General features: G+C 60.4%; 20 protein-coding genes and 1 other RNA gene. 19 read left to right on the top strand and 2 right to left on the bottom strand.

Annotated features, from left to right (window positions below; genetic code table 11):
- Positions 1-69: 69 nt before the first annotated feature.
- On the top strand, positions 70-1,257 hold the full coding sequence (locus FHT97_RS07110) for an FAD-dependent oxidoreductase (protein WP_183860920.1): 1,188 nt from the start codon (positions 70-72) through the stop codon (positions 1,255-1,257).
- A gap of 93 nt (positions 1,258-1,350) precedes the next feature.
- An RNA gene (rnpB, locus tag FHT97_RS07105) (RNase P RNA component class A) lies at positions 1,351-1,746 on the top strand.
- Between the two features lie 41 nt (positions 1,747-1,787).
- Here rnpB and FHT97_RS07100 read toward each other — a convergent pair.
- Positions 1,788-1,982 (bottom strand): hypothetical protein, encoded by a 195-nt coding sequence (locus FHT97_RS07100; protein WP_016554526.1) that lies wholly within the window; start codon positions 1,980-1,982, stop codon positions 1,788-1,790.
- Positions 1,983-2,561: 579 nt separating this feature from the next.
- On the opposite strand from FHT97_RS07100, the gene mraZ reads away from it, so the two are divergent.
- From mraZ to murB, 12 genes are all read left to right on the top strand, one after another.
- Positions 2,562-2,999 (top strand): division/cell wall cluster transcriptional repressor MraZ, encoded by a 438-nt coding sequence (gene mraZ / locus FHT97_RS07095; protein ID WP_246712577.1) that lies wholly within the window; start codon positions 2,562-2,564, stop codon positions 2,997-2,999.
- A gap of 17 nt (positions 3,000-3,016) precedes the next feature.
- A complete protein-coding gene (rsmH, locus tag FHT97_RS07090) occupies positions 3,017-4,042 on the top strand; it encodes a 16S rRNA (cytosine(1402)-N(4))-methyltransferase RsmH (RefSeq protein ID WP_183860916.1) in 1,026 nt (341 codons plus the stop codon).
- Position 4,043: 1 nt separating this feature from the next.
- Complete coding sequence (locus tag FHT97_RS07085; protein WP_183860914.1) at positions 4,044-4,448, top strand: hypothetical protein; 405 nt, start codon at positions 4,044-4,046, stop codon at positions 4,446-4,448.
- Positions 4,449-4,450: 2 nt separating this feature from the next.
- Complete coding sequence (locus tag FHT97_RS07080; RefSeq protein ID WP_183754573.1) at positions 4,451-6,193, top strand: penicillin-binding protein 2; 1,743 nt, start codon at positions 4,451-4,453, stop codon at positions 6,191-6,193.
- A 67-nt stretch (positions 6,194-6,260) separates the two neighbouring features.
- Positions 6,261-7,721 carry a UDP-N-acetylmuramoyl-L-alanyl-D-glutamate--2,6-diaminopimelate ligase gene (locus tag FHT97_RS07075; RefSeq protein WP_183860912.1) on the top strand — a complete coding sequence of 487 codons (1,461 nt, stop codon included), beginning with the start codon at positions 6,261-6,263 and terminating at the stop codon, positions 7,719-7,721.
- Complete coding sequence (locus tag FHT97_RS07070) at positions 7,718-9,151, top strand: UDP-N-acetylmuramoylalanyl-D-glutamyl-2,6-diaminopimelate--D-alanyl-D-alanine ligase (RefSeq protein ID WP_183860910.1); 1,434 nt, start codon at positions 7,718-7,720, stop codon at positions 9,149-9,151. Before FHT97_RS07075 ends, FHT97_RS07070 begins: the two co-directional genes overlap by 4 nt.
- Positions 9,152-9,173: 22 nt before the next feature.
- Positions 9,174-10,274: a phospho-N-acetylmuramoyl-pentapeptide-transferase gene (gene mraY / locus FHT97_RS07065; protein WP_016554518.1), complete on the top strand. Its 1,101-nt coding sequence runs from the start codon at positions 9,174-9,176 to the stop codon at positions 10,272-10,274.
- Between the two features lie 6 nt (positions 10,275-10,280).
- Positions 10,281-11,693 (top strand): UDP-N-acetylmuramoyl-L-alanine--D-glutamate ligase, encoded by a 1,413-nt coding sequence (murD, locus tag FHT97_RS07060; protein ID WP_183860908.1) that lies wholly within the window; start codon positions 10,281-10,283, stop codon positions 11,691-11,693.
- A 1-nt stretch (position 11,694) separates the two neighbouring features.
- A complete protein-coding gene (ftsW, locus tag FHT97_RS07055; RefSeq protein WP_183754580.1) occupies positions 11,695-12,849 on the top strand; it encodes a putative lipid II flippase FtsW in 1,155 nt (384 codons plus the stop codon).
- 6 nt (positions 12,850-12,855) lie between these two features.
- Entirely contained in the window at positions 12,856-13,980 is a 1,125-nt protein-coding gene (murG, locus tag FHT97_RS07050) for an undecaprenyldiphospho-muramoylpentapeptide beta-N-acetylglucosaminyltransferase (RefSeq protein ID WP_183860906.1), read from the top strand.
- Positions 13,977-15,392 carry a UDP-N-acetylmuramate--L-alanine ligase gene (gene murC, locus FHT97_RS07045; RefSeq protein ID WP_183860904.1) on the top strand — a complete coding sequence of 472 codons (1,416 nt, stop codon included), beginning with the start codon at positions 13,977-13,979 and terminating at the stop codon, positions 15,390-15,392. Before murG ends, murC begins: the two co-directional genes overlap by 4 nt.
- Positions 15,389-16,363, top strand: a complete 975-nt coding sequence (murB, locus tag FHT97_RS07040) for a UDP-N-acetylmuramate dehydrogenase (RefSeq protein WP_183860902.1) — start codon at positions 15,389-15,391, stop codon at positions 16,361-16,363. The genes murC and murB overlap by 4 nt, the downstream gene beginning before the upstream one ends.
- A 115-nt stretch (positions 16,364-16,478) precedes the next feature.
- Here murB and FHT97_RS07035 read toward each other — a convergent pair whose 3' ends face one another.
- Positions 16,479-17,783, bottom strand: coding sequence for an MFS transporter (locus FHT97_RS07035; protein ID WP_114713180.1), 1,305 nt, complete (start codon positions 17,781-17,783; stop codon positions 16,479-16,481).
- Between the two features lie 477 nt (positions 17,784-18,260).
- On the opposite strand from FHT97_RS07035, the gene FHT97_RS07030 reads away from it, so the two are divergent.
- The 5 genes from FHT97_RS07030 (at position 18,261) to lpxC (ending at position 24,460) form a co-directional block, all read left to right on the top strand.
- Complete coding sequence (locus tag FHT97_RS07030; RefSeq protein WP_114713179.1) at positions 18,261-19,187, top strand: D-alanine--D-alanine ligase; 927 nt, start codon at positions 18,261-18,263, stop codon at positions 19,185-19,187.
- Positions 19,175-20,107: a cell division protein FtsQ/DivIB gene (locus FHT97_RS07025; RefSeq protein ID WP_183860900.1), complete on the top strand. Its 933-nt coding sequence runs from the start codon at positions 19,175-19,177 to the stop codon at positions 20,105-20,107. The genes FHT97_RS07030 and FHT97_RS07025 overlap by 13 nt, the downstream gene beginning before the upstream one ends.
- Positions 20,104-21,435, top strand: coding sequence for a cell division protein FtsA (ftsA, locus tag FHT97_RS07020; protein WP_016554509.1), 1,332 nt, complete (start codon positions 20,104-20,106; stop codon positions 21,433-21,435). Before FHT97_RS07025 ends, ftsA begins: the two co-directional genes overlap by 4 nt.
- A 56-nt stretch (positions 21,436-21,491) precedes the next feature.
- The gene (gene ftsZ, locus FHT97_RS07015) at positions 21,492-23,216 is read left to right on the top strand and encodes a cell division protein FtsZ (RefSeq protein ID WP_183860898.1); all 1,725 of its coding nucleotides are present in this window, start codon (positions 21,492-21,494) and stop codon (positions 23,214-23,216) included.
- A gap of 287 nt (positions 23,217-23,503) precedes the next feature.
- Positions 23,504-24,460: a UDP-3-O-acyl-N-acetylglucosamine deacetylase gene (gene lpxC, locus FHT97_RS07010; RefSeq protein WP_183754594.1), complete on the top strand. Its 957-nt coding sequence runs from the start codon at positions 23,504-23,506 to the stop codon at positions 24,458-24,460.
- The last annotated feature ends 196 nt before the right edge of the window (positions 24,461-24,656 follow it).

The raw sequence follows: 24,656 nt of genomic DNA, 5'->3' as shown, positions 1-24,656 counted from the left end.
GAGCTGGCACTTAACAATATGATTCAACGTGGCGCCTGTGTTATCCGACCTCGGAAAATGAGGTGACATATGGCAGTTGATTTCAAGGTGATGATCGTCGGACGCGGAATGATGGGCGCGGCTGCTGCCCGCCATCTTTCGGGTATGATCGAAGGCGTAGCGCTTATCGGCCCCAGCGAGCCGGCCGAGCGCAAGAGCCATCACGGCGTCTTTGCCAGCCACTATGACGAGGCTCGCATTACGCGGTCCTTCGATGACAATAGGGTCTGGGCGACCCTCGCTGCACGTTCGCTCGATCGCTACGGGGAGATGGAAGCGAAAAGCGGAATCTCCTTTTTCTCGGAAGCGGGTTGTCTGTTTACCGGGCCGCCCGCGCGACCGGGCGAGGGATTTCTCGGGCGGGCGCTGCAGGTCAGCGAAACCCTCGGTCTTGACGTTGAAGCGCTTACGCCGGCAGCGTTGCGTGAGCGCTTTCCTCAGTTCTCCCTCGATCCGTCCCACCACGGCTATTTCGAAGAGCGGCGGGCGGGGCACATCAATCCGCGCGCTTTGGTTCGGGCACAAACCATGCTTGCCGAGCAGGCAGGCGTAACGGTCGTAGATGCAACTGTTACCTCGGTTCGCGACCGGGGCTCATCTGTCGAAGTTGAAGCTGGTGGCAGGAGCTATACCGCGGAGCGTGTGCTGGTTGCCGCTGGCGGTTTCAGCAATTTCAACGATCTCCTGCCAACTCAGATCGACATCAGAATTGCCGCCCGCACCGTTGCCTTCTTTGAGCTTGGCGAACGGGAGATGGCGACTTTCTCCGATATGCCTTCGACGATTGTCTTCGGTGATCGCGATGAGGACCACGTCTATATCCTGCCACCGGTGCGATACCCCGATGGTCGGACCTACCTGAAGCTCGGCGGCGATCTAGAGGCGCGGTCATTCGAGACGCTCGGGGATATCGGAACGTGGTTTCGCTCTGACGGCGATCCACTGGAGCGCGACAATCTGGTCTCAACGGCACTGCGGCTGATGCCGGCCTTGGCTGGCTGCCCAACAACCTCCGCGCCGTGTGTGTCAACCTTCACGACGACCGCGTATCCTTATGTCGGCTATACGGATTCACCGCGGATCGCTGTCCTGGCGGGCGGCAATTTCGTTGCCGCGAAATCGTCCGACGAACTCGGCCGGCTAGGGGCCGTCGTCATGACGCAGGGCTGGCTCGGGGCAGAGGACTTCGGCCGGGAACTGACACCGGTTTTCCGCTAGGCCCAGAGTCTTGTCACTAGACAGAGCTTTGTCGTCGCGAAGCCGGTAATATTTCGGTGGCATTCGCTCCGTGTCTCCGCTAAGGGAGCCTTGCCAGTTGGCCGGGCAGCCGCGCTTTACCAATGCCGAAAGGCGGTAGGGTGAGGAAAGTCCGGGCTCCACGGAAACACGGTGCCGGATAACGTCCGGCGAGGGCGACCTCAGGGAAAGTGCCACAGAAAGCAAACCGCCTGCCTCGGCAGGTAAGGGTGAAAGGGTGGGGTAAGAGCCCACCGCATCTCCGGTAACGGCGATGGCAAGGTAAACCCCACCGGGAGCAAGACCGAATAGGGATGACGTGGGAGGCGAAAGCCTTCCGGCCGGTTTCCAGGTCAGTCATCCGGGTGGGTTGCGTGAGGCAGCGTGCGAACGCTGTCCCAGAGGAATGGCTGCCACGTTCCGGCTTCGGCCGGGGCCATACAGAACCCGGCTTACAGGCCAGCTGGCGAACTACCCTTGCGGAAGCATGTCTTTGTGATTGCCGTCGATTGCTAGTGGGCGGTCGGCGCCTTCGCCAGACATTCCTCGCAGGTCGTGCTGCTGCGGGCGAGAATGGACCAGCGCTTGAATATCTTGCCGCAGGAATCGCATTGGATGTCAGTCGTCATTCCCGACTGCGACAGCGGAATACGCTTTTCCGGCTCAAAGCGTCCGTAAAGAAGTCCCTTTAATGTGAAGTTTGTCATAATGTTACTCCACGGTTACTTATTTAGCTTCAAGTAATATGCGGCAGCAGTGAACTAATTCAATTCTCCCGCCGTTCATTATTTTGCACGTGGCAGCAGCCGAATGGCTCGGCCTATTACTTCAAAGGAGATAGCGGCTGCATACCTCTTCGTGCGAGCGCTCGAGACGGGTGCTCCCACTCTTGAAGAGGATGCATTAAGCCTCTGTTTAAAAGCGCATATTTTGCTGTGCCAATTTGAACCATATGTGGCCTTTGAGGGCGCTTCGGCGGTTGGGCTGTCCGGTGTCCGCAAGCTCGATCCTAACCCTTTGTTAAACTTAACAGCTTATAAATTTCGGATACTTCGCTCATCGTGAGACGGGCGTTTCCCATTGACGCCCATATGGTCCCATGTTATCCCATTCATGCACTGCGCAAGGGCAAGTAGGTGCCCAACAATCGCAAAGCCAAGGTGTCTTCCGCTCCGGAAGCGCCGGATGGGATTTCGCCCATTCGGCTCGCGAAGCTGTGCCTGAATTTCGAGGTTCCGGGCTTTTGAGTTCAGTCCGGGCTCTTTCGGGAACGGATGTTTCGTGTCATGAGCCGCTTCCTTTCAAATGCGACCAACAGAATCGATTCCAAGGGCAGGGTTTCCGTGCCGGCGGCGTTTCGATCCGTGCTGGCGCAGCGCAATGTTCAGGAGCTCTATTGCTTCCAGGACTTTGTGTTTCCGGCGATCAGTGTCGGCGGTCCGGATCTCCTGGAGAGGTTCGAGCGTCAGATTTCTGCGGAGGATCCGTTTTCGCCGGACGCGAACGAGATGTCGCTTCTCATCCACGGGGGCGGTATCTTCATGAAGCTCGATGCGGAAGGTCGGCTGATGGTCACGGATTTCATCCGCGACTTCACCGATATCTCGGACGAGGTGGCCTTCGTCGGTCGGGCGGATCATTTTCAGCTGTGGCAGCCGCAGGCATTTCAGGCCGCCCAGATGCAGGCACGAGGAGGGCGTCGGCTGGCGGGCAGGCGTTCCTAACGGTACGAGGGAACGGAATGGCGGCGAATCCTGGCGAAGATTCAACTGATGCCGGTGGCGGACCGGTTCGCCACATTCCGGTTCTTCTCAATGAGGTCCTCGCCGCGCTCGAGCCGTTGCCCGGCAAGATCATTCTCGACGGCACCTTCGGTGCGGGTGGCTACACCTCTGCCATTCTGGGCACCGGCGCCAACGTCGTCGCCCTGGATCGCGACCCGACCGCTATCGAAGCTGGTCAGGCTCTTGTCGCCGAGAGCCAAGGTCGTTTGAGGCTCGTTCATTCGCAGTTCTCTCGACTGGCCGATGCTGCTCCATCCGGCGGACTGGATGGAGTTGTGCTCGATATCGGCGTGTCCTCGATGCAGATCGATGAGGCCGATCGTGGCTTCTCGTTCCTGAAGAATGGTCCGCTGGACATGCGCATGTCGGCGGCAGGTGTTTCTGCGGCTGATGTGATCAATCGCGCCAAAGTGGCTGATCTTATCCGCATCTTTCATTTTCTCGGAGAGGAAAGCCAGTCGCCGCGCATCGCGCACGCGATTGAAAAGCGGCGGGCGGAAAAGCCGTTCGAGACGACGCGCGATCTGGCCGGCCTGATCGAACTCGTCACGCCGCGCAAGATGAAGGACAAGATCCATCCGGCGACCCGTGTCTTCCAGGCGTTGCGAATCTTTGTCAACGATGAGCTTGGCGAATTGGCGCAGGCGCTGTTTGTCGCCGAGCGTGTGCTGAAGCCCGGCGGTCGTCTCGTTGTTGTTACCTTCCATTCGCTCGAGGACCGGATCGTCAAGGCCTTCTTCGCCGATCGTGCCGGCAAGGCTTCGGGCTCGCGTCATCTGCCTGTCGCGCACGAGCGTGCTGCAACGTTCGAGCGGATCGGCAAGCCGATGGTTGCTGCGACGGAGGCGGAAGCGCAAGCAAACCCGCGGGCGCGATCTGCCAAGCTGCGGGCAGGGCTGCGCACTGCCGCGCCTGCCGAAGCGGCAGATATTTCCATCTTCGGATTGCCGAATCTGGCGAGTCTCGGAAAGCTCGGAGCCTGATATGCTGAGAACCTTGGACCTCATCCTCGTCGGTGTCATGACAGCCGCTGCTGCTGTCACCTACACCATCAAGCACCATGCCGAGCTCAAGCTCGAGGAGGTTCATCGCCTCGAAGCGGAGATCAAGCTCGAGAGGGACACAATCGACCTGTTGAAGGCGGATTGGGCTCTGCTCTCCCAGCCGAACAGGCTCGAGCGCCTCGTCAACAACTACAATGGTGAGCTTCAGCTGCAGCCGACGGCGTCCACATCGCTGGTTCACGCCAAGGAACTGCCGATGCTGAAATCGCAGGTTCCTGTTCCCGAGATTACAGAAGCGAAAGCCGGTTCGGGCAAGGCAAAGCCAAAGCCAGCGACGCCTGAACCCGAAGAAGAAGACATGATGGCAACCGGATCGGTGGAGTAGAGATGTCGTTTCTTTCACGCATCATGGTCTTGAAGAGCCAGGCGCATTTCTCCGCCGGCACCAATAACCGCCTCGGCGGCAATAGGCCGATCGAGGGATCGCGAAAGAAGAAGGCGGGACAGGCGAAGAGCCGCGTCGGGCTCCTGATCGTCGGCTTTCTCGGCGTTTATTGCGTGATCGGCGGGCGCCTCGTGGAATACGCAGTCCGCGATCCTGATGTCGTGTCCAGCATCCTGCCACCGGATCGTCTGATGGCCTCGCGTCCGGATATCCTGGACCGAAACGGCGAGGTGCTGGCGACCGATATTCGCACGGTCTCGCTTTTTGCCGAGCCGAACAAGGTGGTTGACCCAGACGAAGCGGTCGAGAAGCTCGCGACGGTTCTGCCCGACCTCGACATGAAGGGCACCTACAAGAAGCTCGCGAACCGCACATCTCACTTCGCCTGGCTGCGACGCCAGTTGACGCCGAAGCAGCAGAGCCAGATTCTCGCACTCGGCATTCCCGGCATCGGCTTCCGCCCTGAGAAACGCCGCTTCTATCCGGGCGGCGCGACCGCGGCGCATATCCTCGGTTACGTCAACATCGACAACCGCGGCGTTGCCGGCATGGAGAAATACATTGACGATCAGGGCCTTGCCGACCTCGCTTCAGTCGGCATGACAAGCGACCAGCCGCTTGAGCCCGTTCGCCTGTCGATCGACGTTCGCGTTCAGAACATCGTGCGCGATGTCGTCGTCAACGCCGTCAAGAACTACGAGGCAAAGGGCGCTGGCGCCGTCATCCTCGATATTCATACCGGCGAAGTGCTCGGAATGGCATCGGCCCCTGACTTCGATCCGAACAACCCGCTGGAAGGCGCCAAGGAAGGCTGGCTGAACCGCATGTCGAACGGCACGTTCGAGATGGGGTCGACCTTCAAGACCTTTTCGCTCGCCATGGCGCTCGATACGGGCAAGGTCAGCCTCAACGACAGCTTCGACGCGACGCAGCCGATCCGCATCGGCGGCTTCACCATTCACGACTTCCACGGCCAGCGCCGTTGGCTGACGCTGCCGGAGGTGTTCCAGTATTCGTCCAACGTCGGTACCGCCCGCATCATCGACATCGTCGGCATCGATGCGCAGAAGGACTACCTGACGAAGCTCGGTCTGCTCACCAAGATGCAGACGGAACTCCCCGAGGTGAAGATGCCGAGCCAGCCGAAGGTCTGGAAGAAGATCAACTCGGTGACGATCTCCTTTGGCCACGGTGTTTCCACGACGCCGCTGCAGACGGCGGTTGCGGGCGCGGCGCTCGTCAACGGCGGCAAGCTCATCGAACCGACCTTCCTGCCGCGCAACCGCGAACAGGCAGACGAAGTTGCGGAAGTGGTCGTCAAGAAGACCACCAGCGATGACGTTCGCTATCTCTTCAAGCTGAACGGCATCAAGGGCTCCGGGCGCAATGCTGACGTGCCCGGCTTCAATGTCGGCGGCAAGACCGGCACGGCTGACAAGGTGGTCAATGGCCGCTACGCGACGAACCTCAATTTCAATGCGTTCCTCGCGGCTTTTCCGATCGACGATCCGAAGTATGTCGTGCTGACGTTCTGCGATGAGCCGCACAATGGCGAGAAGGGCCAGAACATTGCAGCGTACACGGCAGCGCCGATGGTCAAGAACATCATCGCCCGCGCGGCCCCAATTCTCGGTGTGGAACCCAAGTTCGGTGACGACGGATCGGCCATGTTGGTGTCTTATTGAGTCTGAATGAATGTCGGAGCCGATTCGCCACGGGGGCGCGGCGGCTTGAGAGAGAAAAGTACATTCGATGAACTTGCGAGACATCGCCGGAGATGCATTTCCGGAACTTGAAGATCAATTGGCCGGGTCTGTCGGGGCGCTGGCGGTTTCGGGTATCTCGTCCGACAGCCGCAAGATCGAACCCGGCATGGTGTTTGTGGCTGTCGCCGGGACGAAGGCCCATGGAGCAGGCTTTATCGCCGACGCGGCGGCGCGCGGTGCTGTCGCGGCCATTGCGTCCCATGGCGTTGATGCTTCCATACCTGTTCTCGTGGTGAACGATCCGCGCCGCTTCCTGTCGATCGCGGCCTCTTATTTCTATGGCAAGCAGCCGGAAACGATGGTTGCCGTGACCGGTACCGCCGGCAAGACGTCGGTTGCTTCCTTCACCCGGCAGATCTGGGCCTATGCAGGCCATCCAGCGGCGATGATCGGCACGACTGGCGTCGTCTCGCCGACACGCAATGAGTATGGCTCGCTGACGACCCCGGATCCGGTTTCGCTTCACAAATTGCTCGCGGAGCTTTCCGAGGAGGGAGTTACCCATGCCTCGATGGAGGCCTCCAGCCATGGCCTCGATCAGGGCCGTCTCGATGGCGTCAAGCTAGCAGCGGCTGCCTTTACCAATCTCGGCCGCGATCACATGGACTACCATCCCACGATCGAAAGCTACATGGCCGCGAAGATGCGGCTGTTCGATACGCTGCTGCCGAAGGGCGCACCGGCCGTGATCTTCGCCGACGATGCGTGGTCGGGGCAAGCCGTCAAAGCGGCGCGCGACGCGGGTCACGACGTTCGCACCGTCGGTCGCAAGGGCGACTACCTCACGCTGAAGCGCGTCGAGCATTTCCGGCACAAGCAGGTGGCTGAAATCCACGCCGAGGGAGAGATCTTCGAGGTCGATATTCCGCTTGCAGGGGACTTCCAGGTGGCCAACGCGCTCGTGGCGGCAGGTCTCGCCATATCGACGGGCGTGCCGGCGAAGGTCGCCATGGCGGCCCTCGAAAAGCTGCAGGGCGCATCCGGTCGTCTCGAATTGGTGGGCCATACCAAGGACGGTGCGCTTGCTTATGTCGACTATGCCCACAAGCCCGACGCGCTTGCCAACGTTTTGGAGTCCGTTCGGCCGTTTACCACGGGCCGCGTCATCGTCGTGTTTGGCTGCGGCGGCGACCGCGATCGTGGCAAGCGCCCGATCATGGGCGAGATCGCCTGCCGTCTGGCCGATGTGGTGATTGTCACCGACGACAATCCACGCTCGGAAGAGCCGGCGACCATTCGCGCCGAGATCATGGCGGCCGCGGGCTGCGCGAGCGAAATCGGCGACCGTGCCGAGGCGATCCGAACGGCCGTAGGAATGCTGACGTCGGGCGACACGCTGATTGTCGCCGGCAAGGGACACGAGGAAGGGCAGACGATCGGGAGCGTCACCCTACCGTTTTCGGATCATGCCGAATTGCGTAAGGCTTTGGAGGAGCTGAAACCGTGAACTGGCTTTGGACGACGGAAGACATGGTTGCCGCCATGGCAGGGCGGCCGTTCGGAACTTTGCCTGAGGGCATTACCGGTATTTCCATCGACAGCCGCTCCATTGCGCCCGGCGAAGCTTTCTTCGCCATCAAGGGCGACCGCGTTGACGGCCACGACTTTGCGTCGATGGCGATGGCAAACGGGGCTGCTCTGCTCGTTGTTAACGAAGCGCGCCTTCCAGCCATGGGGCGGCTTACCGTTCCTGTCATCGTCGTCGAAGATGTGCTGGCGGCACTCGGCAAGCTCGGTCAGGCTTCTCGTGCCCGTTCGCGTGCTCAGATCATTGCCGTGACCGGTTCGGTCGGAAAGACCACAACCAAGGAGATGTTGCGGCGCGTCTTGTCCCCATCGGGCAAGGTGCATGCATCCGTTGCCTCGTTCAACAATCACTGGGGCGTACCCTTGACGCTCGCCCGGATGCCGCTCGACACCTATTTCGGCGTTTTCGAAGTGGGGATGAATCATCCGGACGAAATCCGCCCACTGGTCAAGATGATCAGGCCGCATGTTGCCGTGGTGACAACGATTGCGCCGGCTCACCTCGGCAATTTCAAGAGCATACGAGAGATCGCAACGGCGAAGGCCGAGATTTTCGAAGGTGTGGTTCCCGGCGGTCAGGTCGTGCTCAACAGGGACAACGACCAGTTCAACTTCCTCGAGCGCACGGCGCAGGCCTGCGGCATCCAGCACATTCATTCGTTCGGTCAGCATGCGAAGGCCGATTTCCGCCTCGCGGAGTTCAATGGCTCCGACCAGAGTTCGACGTTGTGGATCACCATCGATGGCGACACCAAGGAGGTCGCGATCGGCGCGCCGGGCCGGCACATTGCCGAGAATGCACTGGCCGCCCTTGGCGTCGTCAAGCTTGTCGGTGCGGACATGCATCAGGCAATCACCTCCCTTTCGACGCTGCAGCCGGAAAAGGGCAGGGGACGGCGTCACCGCCTGGCAATCGACCGCAGCGCCTTCACGGTCATCGACGAAAGCTACAACGCCAATCCCGCTTCGATGCGTGCCGCGATATCCGTGCTTGCGAGTTCCGTTCCGGCAGGTGCTGGGCGGCGCATCGCCGTGCTTGGCGATATGCTGGAGATGGGTGACTACGCGGAGAAAGTCCATTCGGATCTGGCGGGGCCTTTGCTCGCTGCTGGTATAGAGCATGTCTGGCTCGCGGGGCCTGAAATGGTTGCGCTGAAAGAATCGCTCCCCGAGGGCGTGCAGGTCGTCCACTATGAGAAGACCGAAGAACTATCAGAATATGTATTGAACGCTGTCGCGGCTGGCGACGTGCTGATGGTAAAATCGTCACTGGGCATAGGTTTCGGCAAGATCGTTGCCGCGCTCCTTGACAAGTTCCCGCCATTTGCCGACACGCAACGCGATTTTTGAGCGGGTAAACAAGGGGCCCTGAATGCTGATTTGGCTTGTCGAACTGTCGGAACACCTGAAATTCTTGAATCTGTTCAGGTACATTACCTTCCGCACGGGCGCCTCCCTGTTTACGTCCGCCTTCATCGTCTTCCTGTTCGGACCGATGATCATCAGATCCTTGCGCATCCGCCAGGGTAAGGGGCAGCCGATCCGCGCCGACGGTCCGCAGACGCACTTCAAGAAGGCCGGTACGCCGACCATGGGCGGTCTGATGATTCTCGCCGGTATCGTCGGGTCGTCGCTGCTCTGGGCCGATCTTTCGAATGTCTACGTGGTTGCCACGCTGCTCGTCACTCTCGGCTTCGGGGCGATCGGCTTCTATGACGACTACCTCAAGGTCACCAAGCAGAGCCACAAGGGCTTCTCCGGCAAGGCTCGCCTTGGCATTGAATTCGTCATTGCCGGCATCGCCGTCTACTTCATGATGCGCACGGCGCTGGCGTCCGGAACCGCGGGTTCGACCTTCGGGTCCTCGGTCGCGTTTCCGTTCTTCAAGGACTTCATGATCAATCTCGGCATCATGTTCGTCGTTTTCGGCGGCTTCGTGATCGTTGGCGCCGGCAATGCCGTGAACCTGACCGATGGCCTTGATGGCCTTGCCATCGTTCCGGTCATGATTGCTGCGGCGTCGTTTGGTGTGATTGCCTACCTCGCGGGTAATGCAGTCTTTGCAAACTATCTGCAGATCAACTTCGTCCCGGGCACGGGCGAGCTTTCAGTCGTTCTCGGCGCGGTTATCGGCGCTGGTCTCGGCTTCCTTTGGTTCAATGCGCCGCCTGCCGCTATCTTCATGGGTGACACCGGCTCGTTGGCGCTCGGCGGCACGATCGGCACTGTTGCCGTGGCCACCAAGCATGAGATCGTCATGGCGATCATCGGTGGCTTGTTCGTGATGGAGACGTTGTCGGTCATCATTCAGGTCGGCTACTTCAAGATGACGGGCCGACGTGTCTTCCTGATGGCGCCGATCCATCACCATTTCGAGAAAAAGGGCTGGACTGAAAGCCAGGTGGTGATCCGCTTCTGGATCATTGCGGGCGGTCTCGCCCTGCTTGGTCTCTCGACCCTGAAGCTGCGGTAAGCGGCGATGATTCCCGTCACAACCCTCTCGGGAAAGAAGGTCGCGCTCTTCGGGCTCGGTGGTTCCGGTTTTGCTACTGCGCGAGCTCTGAAACTGGGCGGAGCCGAGGTGACGGCATGGGATGACAATCCGGATAGTGTCACCAAAGCCGCCGCCGAGGGAATCCATACGGCTGATCTGCGTTCCCTCGACTGGAGCGCACAATCTCTCTTCGTGCTTTCGCCGGGCGTTCCCCTGACGCATCCGAAACCGCACTGGACCGTCGATCTCGCTCGCGCCGCCGGCGTTGATATCGTTGGCGACGTCGAGCTCTTCGTGCGTGAGCGCCGCGCGCATGCGCCCGATTGCCCGTTTATTGCCATCACCGGCACCAATGGCAAATCAACGACAACGGCGCTAATCGCGCATATCCTGAAGTCGAGCGGGCGCGACACGCAGCTCGGCGGCAATATCGGGACGGCTGTCCTGACGCTCGATCCGCCGAAGGATGGACGCTTCTATGTTGTCGAGTGCTCATCCTATCAGATCGACCTCGCGCCGACGCTTAATCCGTCGGCGGGCATTCTGCTCAACCTGACGCCGGATCATCTCGATCGTCACGGCACGATGCAGCACTATGCCGACATCAAGGAGCGTCTGGTTGCCGGCAGTGGTGTGGCAGTGGTCGGCGTGGACGACAGCCACTGCGAGATGATCGCGGATCGCATCGAGCGAGCCGGCGGCAAGGTCACGCGAATTTCCCGCCGCCATGCGCTGCCTTATGGTATTTATGCGGAAGGAACGAAGCTCGTCCAGGCTTCGGGAGGCGCAACGAAGCCGATCGCCGATCTTGACGGCATCCAGACATTACGTGGCGGCCACAACGCACAGAATGCCGCCGCGGCGGTTGCCGCATGCCTTGCGGTCGGCGTCTCCGAGGAGGAGATACGCGCCGGACTTGCGTCCTTCCCTGGCCTCAAGCACCGGATGCAACCGGTCGGTCGTCGCGGCAATGTCGTTTTCGTCAACGACTCGAAGGCCACGAACGCGGATGCGGCCGCGCCGGCTCTGTCGAGCTACGATCGCATCTACTGGATTGCCGGTGGGTTGCCGAAGGCTGGTGGCATAACCTCGCTGACCGGGCTCTTCCCTCGTATTGCCAAGGCCTACCTGATCGGCGAGGCGGCGACGGAATTTGCTGCAACACTCGGCGAGGCCGTCCCCTACGAGATATCAGGGACATTGGAGCGTGCCGTGGCGCACGCGGCCGCGGACGCCGAAAAAGATGAAAGCGGCCCGTTGGCCGTGATGTTGTCTCCGGCTTGCGCAAGCTTCGACCAGTATAAGAACTTCGAAGTCAGGGGCGATGCATTTGTCAGCCATGTGGCAGCGCTCGACGGAATCACCATGCTGATCGGTTCGGCAACAGGAGATAAGTGACATGGTAAGCCGCGCGGAACGTGGGCCTCTGGCCGATTGGTTTTGGACCATCGACCGCTTCTTCCTGGCGATGTTCATCTTCCTGATGGGCATCGGCTTCATGCTGTCGTTCGCGGCATCACCCGCAGTCGCCGAGCGCATCGGGCTGGAGCCGTTCCACTTCGTCAAGCGCCACGCGGCGTTCATGATCCCGTCGCTCGCCGTCATGTTCGGTCTGTCGTTCCTGACGCCCCGCCAGGTGCGGCGAACGGCGATCATCCTGTTGATCGTCGCGCTTGGCATGATGCTGCTGGCGCTGTTCTTTGGCGTCGAGGTCAAGGGCTCCCGCCGCTGGGTCACCTTGGCCGGCATCTCGATCCAGCCCTCGGAGTTCATGAAGCCCGCTTTTGTCGTTGTCTGTGCCTGGCTCTTTGCCGAGCACGCAAGGCAGCCGGAGATACCGGGTAACCTGTTTGCCATCATCCTCTTCGGCATTGTCGCTGCACTTCTGGTCGCGCAGCCCGACCTTGGGCAAACGATCCTGACGACGGCCGTGTGGGGCGGCATGTTCTTCATGGCCGGCATGCCGTGGATCTGGATCATCCTGCTCGGTGCAGGCGGTGTCGGCGGTCTTGTCAGCGCCTATTACATCTTCCCGCACGTGGCGCTGCGCATCGACAAGTTCCTGACCGGCGAAGGCGATACCTTTCAGATCGACACGGCACGCGAAGCCATCATTCGCGGCGATTGGTTCGGCCAGGGACCGGGCGAGGGCATCGTCAAGCGGATCATCCCCGACGCGCATACCGACTTCATCTTCTCGGTCGCGGCCGAAGAGTTCGGCATCGTCTTCTGCATGGCGCTCGTCGCGCTGTTTTCCGTCCTCGTGCTGCGCGGTCTCTCGCATGCCTATAAGGAGCGGAACGACTTCAACCGCTTTGCCGTCGCTGGCCTCGTGCTGCAGATCGGCATACAGTCCATCATCAACGTGGGCGTCAACCTCGAACTGCTGCCGGCGAAGGGCATGACCCTGCCGCTGATTTCCTACGGCGGTTCGTCCATGGTCGCGATCTGCGTCACCGCCGGGTTTATTCTCGCGCTGACGCGCCATAGGCCGGAAAAACGTGCGCAGGACCGGAGCCTCTTCCGCGTCGCGCATGGAATGCCGGCGGAGTAAGAGTTCATGAGCAAAGGCATCGTCCTGCTTGCCGCCGGGGGGACCGGCGGCCATGTGTTTCCGGCGGAGGCTCTGGCCTACAAGCTGAAGGAACGCGGCTATTCTGTGCATCTCGTGACTGATAGCCGTGCCGAGCGCTATGCCGGCAAATTTCCGGCCGACGAGATCCATGTCGTCCCATCGGCGACAATCGGCTCGAAAAACCCGGTTGCCGTTACGCGCTCGTTGTGGATGCTTTGGAGCGGCATGCGCGCGGCCAAGAAGCTCATTTCACGGCTGAAGCCTGTTGTCGTCGTTGGTTTTGGCGGCTATCCGACCGTACCACCACTGCTGGCGGCGACGCGCCTTGGCGTGCCCGCCATGATCCACGAACAGAATGCGGTGATGGGACGCGCAAACAAGGCGCTGGCGAGCCGGGTGCAGGCGATTGCCGGCGGCTTCCTGCCTGAAGGCGGCGGTCAGTTTCCTGACAAGACGGTGACGACAGGCAATCCAGTGCGCCCGGCGATCATCGATGCGGCGAAGGTGCCGTACTCTCCGTCCAAGTCAGGCGAGCCTTTCAATCTTGTCGTTTTTGGCGGCAGTCAGGGCGCGCAATATTTTTCCAAGGCGATGCCGACCGCCATCAGTTTGCTCGATGACGAGCTTCGCGACCGCCTGCGCATTACCCAGCAGGTGCGACCGGAAGACACTGAGATGATGAGCGTATGCGTCGCTCGCCTGAAGATGGCGGCTGACACGGCACCGTTCTTTACTGACATGGCCGAGCGGCTTGCCGCCGCCCATCTTGTCATCTGCCGTTCCGGAGCCTCGACCGTTTCGGAGATCTCGGTGATCGGACGTCCGGCAATCCTCGTGCCTTATCCGCATGCGTTGGATCACGACCAGGCGGCCAACGCGGCAGCGCTGGCTGCGACCGGCGGCGCCAAGGTGATCACCCAGGCGGAACTCTCGCCCGAGAAGATCGCAACGATCCTGACCCATGTGATGAACGATCCGGAAAAGCTTGCCCGGATGGCGGCTGCCGCCAAGCAAGCGGGCAAACCCGACGCTGCGAACTTGCTTGCTGACATGGTAGAGGCTATTGCGGCACGACGTACAATTGCAGAGTTCAAGGGGAAACGCGCATGAAAATGCCGAAGGCCATCGGCCTCGTTCATTTCATCGGCATCGGCGGCATCGGCATGAGCGGCATTGCCGAGGTGCTCCACAACCTCGGTCATCGCGTGCAGGGGTCGGACCAAGCCGACAGCGCCAACGTGCAACGCCTGCGCGACAAGGGCATCGAAGTCTTCGTCGGCCACAAGGCGGAGAACCTTGGTGACGCCGAAGTCGTGGTCGTCTCGACGGCGATCAAGAAGAACAATCCGGAGCTTGTTGCGGCGCGCGAAAAGCTGCTGCCGGTCGTGCGCCGGGCGGAGATGCTTGCCGAGTTGATGCGGTTCCGGAATGCGATCGCGATCGGTGGAACGCATGGCAAGACGACGACCACGTCGCTGGTGGCAACGCTGCTGGAAGCAGGCGGCCTCGACCCCACCGTAATCAATGGCGGCATCATCAACGCCTACGGCACCAATGCCCGTATGGGCGAGGGTGAGTGGATGGTGGTTGAGGCCGACGAATCCGACGGCACCTTCCTGAAGCTGCCTGCCGATGTTGCGGTCATTACCAATATCGACCCGGAACACCTGGACCACTACGGCAACTTCGATGCCGTGCGCGCCGCGTTCCGCCAGTTCGTCGAGAACGTGCCGTTTTACGGTTTCGGCGTGCTGTGCCTCGACCATCCGGAAGTCCAGGCGCTCGTCGGTCGTATCGAGGACCGCAAGATCGTGACCTACGGCGAGAACCCTCAGGCGGACGTGCGCTTCATGAATGTCCGCATTGATGGTCCGCGTTCGATTTTCGACGTAGAGATCCGCCGCCGGCGGACCGGGCAGGTGATCAGGCTCGACAACCTGGTCATGCCGATGCCCGGCCGTCACAATATTTCCAATGCAACCGCAGCGATTGCCGTCGCCAACCGTCTCGGTATGTCGAGTGAGGACATCGCCAAGGGGCTGGCCTCTTTCGGCGGCGTCAAGCGTCGCTTCACGCTGACCGGCGAATGGAACGGTGTGCAGATCTTCGACGACTACGGACACCATCCGGTCGAGATCAAGGCTGTGCTGCGGGCCGCGCGCGAAGCCTGCAAGGGGCGCGTGATTGCGGTTCACCAGCCGCATCGCTATTCGCGGCTGTCCAGCCTCTTCGAGGAGTTCGCCTCCTGCTTCAATGATGCGGATAGCATTTTCCTTGCTCCCGTCTATGCCGCGGGTGAAGATCCGATCGAAGGAGCGAACTCGGAAGAGCTGGTGTCGCGGATCAAATCCGGCGGTCACCGCGATGCCCGCTTCCTGTCATCCCCAGAGCTTTTGCCTGAAATGGTCGCAGAGATTGCAAAGCCGGGGGATTTTGTGGTTCTGTTGGGGGCTGGGAGCATCACGTACTGGGCGGCGGCGCTGCCCAAGCAATTGCAAAGCCTTTCGGGAATATCTGCATGAAACAGGTGAATGGGGAAAAGCTTCTTGCGTCGCTTGGCGACGGCGTAAAGGACATCCGTGGAAGGATCACGCCGGATGCGCCGATGGACCGTGTCACCTGGTTCCACGCCGGCGGTCTGGCCGAGCTGATGTTTCAGCCGCATGACGAGGAAGACCTCGTTGCCTTCCTCAAGCTTCTGCCGGAAGAGGTGCCGATCACTGTTGTCGGTGTTGGATCCAACATTCTCGTACGTGATGGCGGCATTCCCGGCGTTGTCCTGCGCCTTTCGGCGAAGGGCTTCGGTGCGGTCGAACTTGCCGGCGAGAATCGCATCCGTGCCGGCGCAATCTGCCCCGACAAGCATGTCGCGGCGATGGCAATGGACAACGGCATCGGCGGCTTCCATTTCTACTACGGCATTCCCGGTAGCATCGGCGGCGCCGCGCGCATGAACGCGGGGGCCAATGGCGGAGAGACACGCGAACGCCTCGTCGAGGTGAATGCGGTTGATCGCAAGGGCACCAAGCACGTTCTGTCGAACGCGGATATGGGCTATTCCTACCGTCATTCGTCGGTACCAAGCGATCTGATTTTTACGTCGGTGCTTTTCGAAGGGTACAGCGAAGATCGCGCCAAGATCCGCGCCGAGATGGATGCCGTTCGCAGCCATCGCGAAACGGTCCAGCCGATTCGCGAAAAGACCGGCGGCTCTACCTTCAAGAACCCCGAGGGGCATTCGGCATGGAAGCTCATCGATGAGGCCGGATGCCGCGGATTGGTCATCGGCGGCGCGCAGATGTCTTCGCTTCACTGCAACTTCATGATCAACATGGGGCAGGCAACTGGTTACGATCTCGAATATCTCGGCGAACAGGTCCGCCGTGAAGTCTTCGAAAACTCCGACATCAAGCTTGAGTGGGAGATCAAGCGTCTCGGCGTCTTCATGCCCGGCCGCGAAGTGCGCCCCTTCCAGGGTGTCACCAGCGAATAGCGGGCGGTGACATTCCTGGCTTAGGTGACAGGAACAGTCTTCTTAATTTCTCTAAGAACTAAAAAGGCCGCGAAACATGTGTTTCGCGGCCTTTCTGTTTCAGTCGCGGTAAACCTCAGACTTCGTCGCGGCCGGAGGCCAGGATGCAGATCAGGGTAATGACTGCAGAGAGGCCGAGATAGTAACCGACATACTGCATGCCGTAGTTCGCCTGTAGCCAGGTGGCGATGTATGGCGCCAGCGAGGCGCCGAAGATGCCGGCAAGGTTGAAGGTGATCGACGATCCGGTGTAGCGCACCGCCGTCGGGAAGGGGGCGGCAAGCGCCGTGCCGATCAGACCATAGGTCATCCCCATCAGCGCCATGGCAACGATCGCGAAGACCACGATGCTACCTTCGCCGCCCGTCATCAGGCCGGGCAGGAAGAACGAGAAGATGCCAATCAGGACGGTGGTCAGGATCAGCACTTCGCGACGGCCGAAGCGCTCGGCGAGCTTGCCCACGATCGGGATGAAGACGCCGAAAGCGATCGAGCCGACGATCTGGATTTCAAGCGCGTCGAGGAACGGGATCTTCAGGACCTTGACGTTGTAGGACAGCAGGTAAGCTGAGCCGATATAGAACAGCACGAAGGTCGCCAGCGCCACGAAAGTGCCGAGGAACAGGCTGCGCTTGTGCTTGCGGAAGAGTTCGGCAACCGGAACGGCCACGCGCTCCTGCTTGTCAATTGCCTTTTGGAAGGCCGGCGTTTCGGTGATCGAAAGGCGGACCCAGAGGCCGATGACGATCAGCAGGATCGACGAGATGAACGGCACGCGCCAGCCCCAGCTCAGAAGCGCATCCTGCGACATGACCTGAAGCAGCAGCCAGAAGATGCCAGAAGAAAGGAACAGGCCGACGGGCGCCCCCAGCTGCGGGAACATGCCGTACCAGCTGCGCTTGCCCTCCGGCGCATTCTCTGTGGCGAGCAGAACGGCGCCGCCCCATTCCCCGCCGAGGCCGAAGCCCTGGCCGAAGCGGCAAAGGGCGAGGAGCAGCGGCGCGAGGACACCGATCGATTCGTACGAGGGCAGAAGGCCGATCACCACCGTCGAAATGCCCATGGTGAGCAGGGCGGCGACGAGCGTCGTCTTGCGGCCGATTCTGTCACCGAAATGGCCGAAGACCACGGCACCGAGCGGACGGGCGAAGAAGGCGATCGAGAAGGTTGCAAAGGAAGCAAGCAGCGCGGTCGTCGGGTCGCTGTTCGGGAAGAATAGCGTCGGGAAAACCAGCACGGCGGCGGTTGCATAGACGTAGAAGTCGAAGAATTCGATCGTGGTGCCGACGAGGCTCGCGATCAGAACGCGCGCCGGCGAGTTGACTTGCGCACTGTTCGATGAAGCGGGGGTCGGCGATACTCTGGATATCGCGTCAGACATTTTCATTCCAATCGGGATTATAGCTGCGCCTTGGGAAGGCAGGCGGCTCTTAACGCAATTTTAATTCGGCGCAAATGGTCATCGCGTAAGAAACGGAAAAAAGATTAGCGTGCTTCGCATTTTTTTGCCGCCCGTCGGTTTGCTCGACCAGAATCACCAATACCTCGAACGCGGACTTGGATCATTGATCTCGCCGATCTCGGCGGCGCCTCGTCGGAAAGTTAACGTTCCAAGAAACCCCGAGCTGGCTCAACTTCTTGATGAAACCTCGTGCGCTATGCCCTGGCGCTGCTGGTTTCTTTGCGTCTGGCGCGGTTCCGAGGAGATGGTCGCGAGAGGCGAAAATTAACGAAAGTAAACACTTCATTAACCATAATCGGGCTCTAATACATCTGCATCACCGAGCGAGATTCGGACGAGAAACAAGCTTGGTGCAAGCGTCGGAACTCAGAGTGCAGGTTATTTTTGGGGGTGTTGATGAGTCGCAAGCATGTCGCTGTCCTGATGGGCGGGTTTTCCTCGGAGAGGCCGGTAAGCCTTTCTTCCGGGACGGCGTGCGCGGATGCTCTCGAGGCTGAGGGTTTCCAAGTGACGCGGATTGACGTCGACCGCGATGTGTCCGCAAAGCTTGCCGCGTTGCGACCGGACGTCGTCTTCAATGCGCTGCATGGCCCGTTCGGCGAGGATGGCACCATCCAGGGTGTCCTCGAGTATCTCGAGATCCCCTATACGCATTCCGGCGTGTTGGCGTCGGCGCTTGCCATGGATAAGGAAAAGGCAAAGGGGGTTGCTGCCGCTGCGGGCATTCCTGTTGCTCAGTCCGAGGTGATCAATCGATTCGCCTTTCCGGCGGAGCACCCCATGAAACCGCCCTACGTCGTGAAGCCTGTCCGTGAAGGTTCGAGCTTCGGCGTAGTGATCGTTCAGGAAGATCAATCCCACCCGCCGCAGATCATCAGCTCCCCGGAATGGCGCTACGGCGAACAGGTTCTCGTCGAGCGCTACATCTATGGTCGGGAACTGACCTGCGGCGTTATGGGGGATCAAGTGCTCGGCGTGACCGAGGTGGTGCCGATGGGGCACGGCTTCTACGATTATGATGCCAAGTACGTCGCCGGTGGATCGAAACACGTCATCCCGGCGGAAATTTCACCGAATATTTACCAAAAAATACAATCATTGGCGTTAAGGGCGCATCAAGCAATTGGTTGCCGTGGCGTCAGTCGCTCCGACTTTCGTTACGACGATCGCTTCTCCGAAGATGGCGAAATCATCTGGCTGGAAATCAATACTCAGCCGGGCATGACGCCAACCTCCCTGGTGCCCGAAATGGCCGGTCATGCCGGCTACTCGTTTGGGGAATTTCTCCGTTGGATGGTGGAGGACGCTTCTTGTTCTCGGTGACGGTCAAAAGGATAGGGCGCCCAAGTCATCAGGCTGAGCCTTCGTATCCCGAGGGTGATGGTCGGCTGATTCTGCCGCGGCCGCTGCGTCGCGTGGTGCGCTTTCTTGTCAGCCTCGGAAGCGGTCGCATCCATATTCCGGCTCATGTCGGAACGGTCTCCGCCCTGGCTTTCTTTGCTGCGACCGGCCTCTATGGCATGTCGCTCGGTGGTCACACCGAAGCGGTTGCTCAGGCGACGACGACTGCTGCCGGCTTTGCTATCGACGATGTGAAGGTTTCCGGCAACGCCGAGACTTCCGAGATCGAGATTTTGCAGTTGCTGGGGCTTGACGGTACGACCTCGCTGGTCGCTCTCGACGTCGATGCTGCGCGCCAGAAGATTGCCAAGCTCCCCTGGGTCGAGAACGTAGAGGTCCGCAAGATCTATCCGAAGACGATCGAGGTTAAGCTAAAGGAGCGCCAAGCCTATGCCATCTGGCAGCATGGCCAGGATCTCTCTCTCGTGGAGAAGGGCGGCTCGGTCATCGCGCCCCTGCGCGACAACAAATTTTCGCAGTTGCCTCTGGTTGTTGGTCGCGGTGCGGAAGTTGCGGCAACTTCGCTGGAAACCGAGTTTGCAAAGTGGCCGGACATCAAGGCGCGCGTGAGGGCTTACGTCTGGGTTTCGGGCCGTCGCTGGGACCTGCATATGGATAACGGCGTTGCGGTGAAGTTGCCGGAAGACGAAGTGGATCTGGCTTTGGCGCGGCTGGCGAAGTTCATGAAGGAGCAGGATCTTCTGGATCGCGATATCGCAGCCGTCGATCTGAGGCTGGTCGACCGCACGGCAATTCAGTTGACACCGGAAGCGATGGCGCGCCGGCAGCTTGTGCTCGATCAGCGGGCTAAGGATTTGAAGAAGGCGGGGCAAAATATATGAGCTTTTTCGGTTCGTCCCATTTCGGATTGCCGCGCCTGAAGCCGCTTTCGTCGAAGCGGTCCCACGTCGTTTCGGTGCTCGACATCGGATCGACGAAGGTCGTCTGCATGATCGGCCGCCTGACGCCTCGCGAGGAAAGCCAGGTGCTGCCCGGTCGCACGCACAACATTGAAATCATCGGGATTGGCCATCAGCGCTCGCGTGGCATCAAGACCGGCGCGATTTCCGACCTCGATGCGCTGGAAAGCGTGATCCGCCTTGCCGTCGACGCGGCCGAGCGTATGGCGGGCCTGACCGTTGAGAGCCTGATTGTCAATGTCACGGCGGGCCGCCTGACGAGCGATATCTACACTGCAACCATCGATCTCGGTGGACAGGAAGTTGAGCTGAACGACCTGAAGAAGGTTCTGTCGGCAGCCTGCCAACAGTCGCTGCGACAGGATCGCGCCGTGCTGCATTCGCTGGCGACCGGCTTCTCGCTCGACGGCGAACGAGGCATTCGCGATCCGCTGTCGATGTACGGCGACGTTCTCGGTGTCGACATGCATGTCGTGACCGCTGAGCGCACCGCGCTGAAGAATCTCGAGTTGAGCGTCAATCGTGCGCACCTCTCTGTTGAGGGAATCGTTGCAACACCGTACGCTTCGGGTCTGGCCGCGCTTGTCGATGACGAAGTCGAGCTTGGCTGTGCGGCGATCGACATGGGGGGCGGAACGACGACGATTTCGGTCTTTGCAGAGGGTAAGCTGGTGCACACGGACGCCGTCAGTCTCGGTGGCCATCACGTCACGACCGACCTGGCACGCGGTCTTTCGACCCGGATCGAAGACGCCGAGCGCCTCAAGGTCGTTCACGCTTCCGCAATGCCGAACTCCTCAGACGAACGCGAGTTGATTTCGATCCCGCCGATCGGCGAAGACGAACGCGATCTGCCGACGCAGGTGCCGCGCGCTTTGGTGTCGCGCATCGTTAGCGCCCGTATCGAGGAAACAATGGAATTGATCCGTGACCGCATCCAGCGTTCGGGCTTCAGCCCGATCGTCGGCAAGCGTGTCGTGCTGACGGGTGGTGCGAGCCAGCTGACCGGCCTTGCCGAAGTTGCGCGCCGCATTCTTGCCCGCAACGTCAGAATCGGTCGTCCGATGGGCGTCTCGGGCCTGCCGACTGCAGCGAAAGGCCCCGCCTTTTCGACGGCCGTCGGCCTGATGATCTATCCGCAGGTCGCGGACCAGGAAACACATGCGTCACAGAGCGGTCTGCTCATGTCGCTTGGGGGAAATACCAGCCGCTTTGCCCGCATGGGGCAGTGGTTGAAAGAAAGCTTCTGACAATTGAGTGAATTGGCCGGCGTGGCGATGCGGCCATAAAGAGAAGGAACGGTAACATGACTATCAAGCTGCAAAAGCCGGATATCACTGAGCTTAAGCCGCGTATCACCGTGTTCGGTGTTGGCGGTGGCGGTGGCAACGCTGTCAACAACATGATCTCCGCTGGCCTCCAAGGCGTCGACTTCGTCGTTGCCAACACGGATGCCCAGGCCCTGACAATGACCAAGGCAGAGCGCATCATCCAGCTCGGTGCCAACGTCACGGAAGGTCTCGGTGCTGGTTCGCAGCCGGAAGTCGGTCGTGCGGCCGCCGAAGAATGCATCGATGAAATCATCGATCATCTGAACGGAACGCATATGTGCTTCGTTACCGCCGGCATGGGCGGCGGCACGGGTACGGGCGCTGCTCCGGTTGTTGCCCAGGCAGCCCGGAACAAGGGCATCCTGACGGTGGGCGTCGTTACCAAGCCGTTCCACTTTGAAGGCGGTCGCCGTATGCGGCTTGCCGAGCAGGGCATCGAGGAGCTGCAGAAGTCGGTCGATACGCTGATCGTTATCCCGAACCAGAACCTCTTCCGCATCGCCAACGACAAGACGACCTTTGCCGACGCTTTCGCGATGGCTGACCAGGTTCTTTATTCTGGTGTCGCTTGCATCACCGACCTGATGGTGAAGGAAGGTCTCATCAACCTCGATTTCGCCGACGTCCGTTCGGTCATGCGCGAAATGGGTCGTGCGATGATGGGCACCGGCGAAGCATCCGGTCAGGGCCGCGCGATGCAGGCTGCCGAAGCTGCCATCGCCAACCCGCTGCTCGACGAAACCTCGATGAAGGGTGCACAGGGCCTGCTGATCTCGATCACGGGCGGTCGCGACCTGACCCTCTTCGAAGTCGACGAAGCGGCGACCCGTATCCGCGAGGAAGTCGATCCGGATGCGAACATCATCCTCGGCGCGACGTTCGACGAATCGCTCGAAGGCATCATCCGCGTTTCCGTCGTTGCGACCGGCATCGACCGCGCGATCAACGCGGCAGCCGGCAAGACCTTCCAGCCGGCGGCAAAGCCGATCGTCCGTCCTTCCGCGGCCGTTGCTCCGGCGCCGGCCGCAGTTCAGCCTGCACCTGTCATGCAGCAGGCACCCAAGCCCGTCGACACGGTCGCGCAGGCAATTCGCACGGCCGAAGCCGAAATGGAACGCGAACTTGAAATCCATGCTCCGCGTGCTGCAGCTCCGGTCCAGCAGCCCGTAGCTCAGGAAACCTTCCGTCCGCAGAGCAAGATCTTCGCTGCTCCTGAGGCCGCTCCGATCATCCGTCCGGCGCCGGTCCAGCAGGCTCCCGTTCACGCACCTGTCATGAGCCAGCCGGTTCAGCAGCCGGTCATCAGCCAGCCGGCTCCGGTCATGCAGCAGCCGATGGTCGCCCAGCAGGCCGTTCGCATGCCAAAGGTGGAAGACTTCCCGCCGGTGGTTCAGGCTGAGATCGACCATCGCTCGCAGCCGGCTGCTCCGTCGCATGCCCATGAAGAGCGTGGTCCGATGGGCCTCCTGAAGCGGATTACCAGCTCGCTTGGTCGCCGCGAAGAGGAAGTCGCTCCGGAGATGACCTCGGCCCCGGCGGCTGCATCGCAGCAGCGTCGTCCGCTTTCTCCCGAAGCAAGCCTCTATGCGCCGCGCCGCGGGAACCTGGACGATCAGGGCCGCAGCGTTCCTCAGGCTCGCATGATGCAGGAAGACGATCAGCTTGAAATTCCTGCGTTCCTTCGCCGCCAGTCGAACTGACGCAAGGACGGAATCGCCACAACGATGCCCGGGAGTACGCTCCCGGGCATCGTTGTTTTTGGTCGCAAAAATTGGTGCGAATTATGCAGTTATTTCAATGGCATGCTTTCGTAACAAAGCGAAAGAAACAGTGATTTGGAATGGAACCCCGGCGCACGTATGTATGTGCTCGAAGAAACCGTCTTCGTGCGCTTTATGGTGCGAGTTTGACGGAGTGAAATGAACCCTGGCGGATGGCCGGCATGTTAGCCGCGACGGATTACCAGGGGATAATAAAGGCAAAATTTATGGTTATTGGCATGTTGGGTTTTCAGACGACGGTATCACGTCCGATCACGCTCTCGGGCATCGGCGTCCATTCCGGTGCTGACGTTTCGATTACCTTCAACCCGGCGGAAGCCGACACTGGCGTCGTCTTCAATCGCATGCACGAGAACGGTGAGGTTTCCGAATACCGCGCTGTGTCGTCGCAGGTTGGCAATACGGATCTGTGCACGGTTCTCGGCTTTTCTCCGGCGCGCTCGGTCGCGACGATCGAACATGTCATGGCCGCTGTCTATGCGCTTGGTCTCGACAACGTTGTCATCGAGGTCGATGGAGCGGAAATGCCGATCATGGACGGCAGCTCGATGCCGTTCATCGAAGCGATCGAGCAGGTTGGCCTGGTGTCGCTCGGCGTGAAGCGCCGCTATATCCGCATCACCAAGCCGGTTCGCATCGAGCATGGCGGCTCGTGGAGCGAGTTCCGTCCCTATGACGGTATGCGCTTCGAAGTCGAGATCGATTTCGACTGCCCGTTGATCGGCCGTCAGAAGTGGGAAGGCGATATGACTTCCGCGACGTTCAAGTCGGAGCTGTCGCGCGCTCGTACCTTCGGCTTCATGCGGGATGTCGAGCGTCTCTGGGCCTCCGGTCATGCGCTTGGTTCGTCGCTCGAAAATTCGGTCGTCATCTCGGACGACAACACCGTCATCAACGTCGAAGGTCTGCGTTACGCCAAGGACGAGTTCGTACGCCACAAGGCGCTCGATGCCGTCGGCGACCTCGCGCTTGCTGGCGCTCCGTTTATCGGCTGCTATCGCTCCTATCGTGGCGGCCACAAGATGAATGCCAATGCTCTCAAGGCGTTGCTCAGCGATCCGACCGCCTATGAAGTGGTCGAGACGTCTGCGCCGCGCCAGCGTGTTGCTCCCCGGGACTTCATCCGGGTCAACGCACCGGAATTTGCTCCCTGGTCGGCATGACCTCCATCGCAGTTTTTAGGCCAGGGCCGCCTCCTTCGGGAGGCGGTTTCTTTATGGGCTGTGAGCTGTCGGCGAATCCTGGATAGGTGTTTTGCCGCAGATGTTTAGAGGCAACAGTTGCAGCTTTCCCGGTGCAAAACTGGCGATTATGGCCCGCCTCGCCACAAAAATGCGTTAATGCATCATCATTGCGTTG

It is taken from the genome of Rhizobium sp. BK399 (genome assembly GCF_014194695.1).
Taxonomy (GTDB): domain Bacteria; phylum Pseudomonadota; class Alphaproteobacteria; order Rhizobiales; family Rhizobiaceae; genus Rhizobium.
The sequence above is the reverse complement of the archived record's forward strand: the minus strand, read 5'-3'. Positions and strand labels throughout refer to the sequence as shown.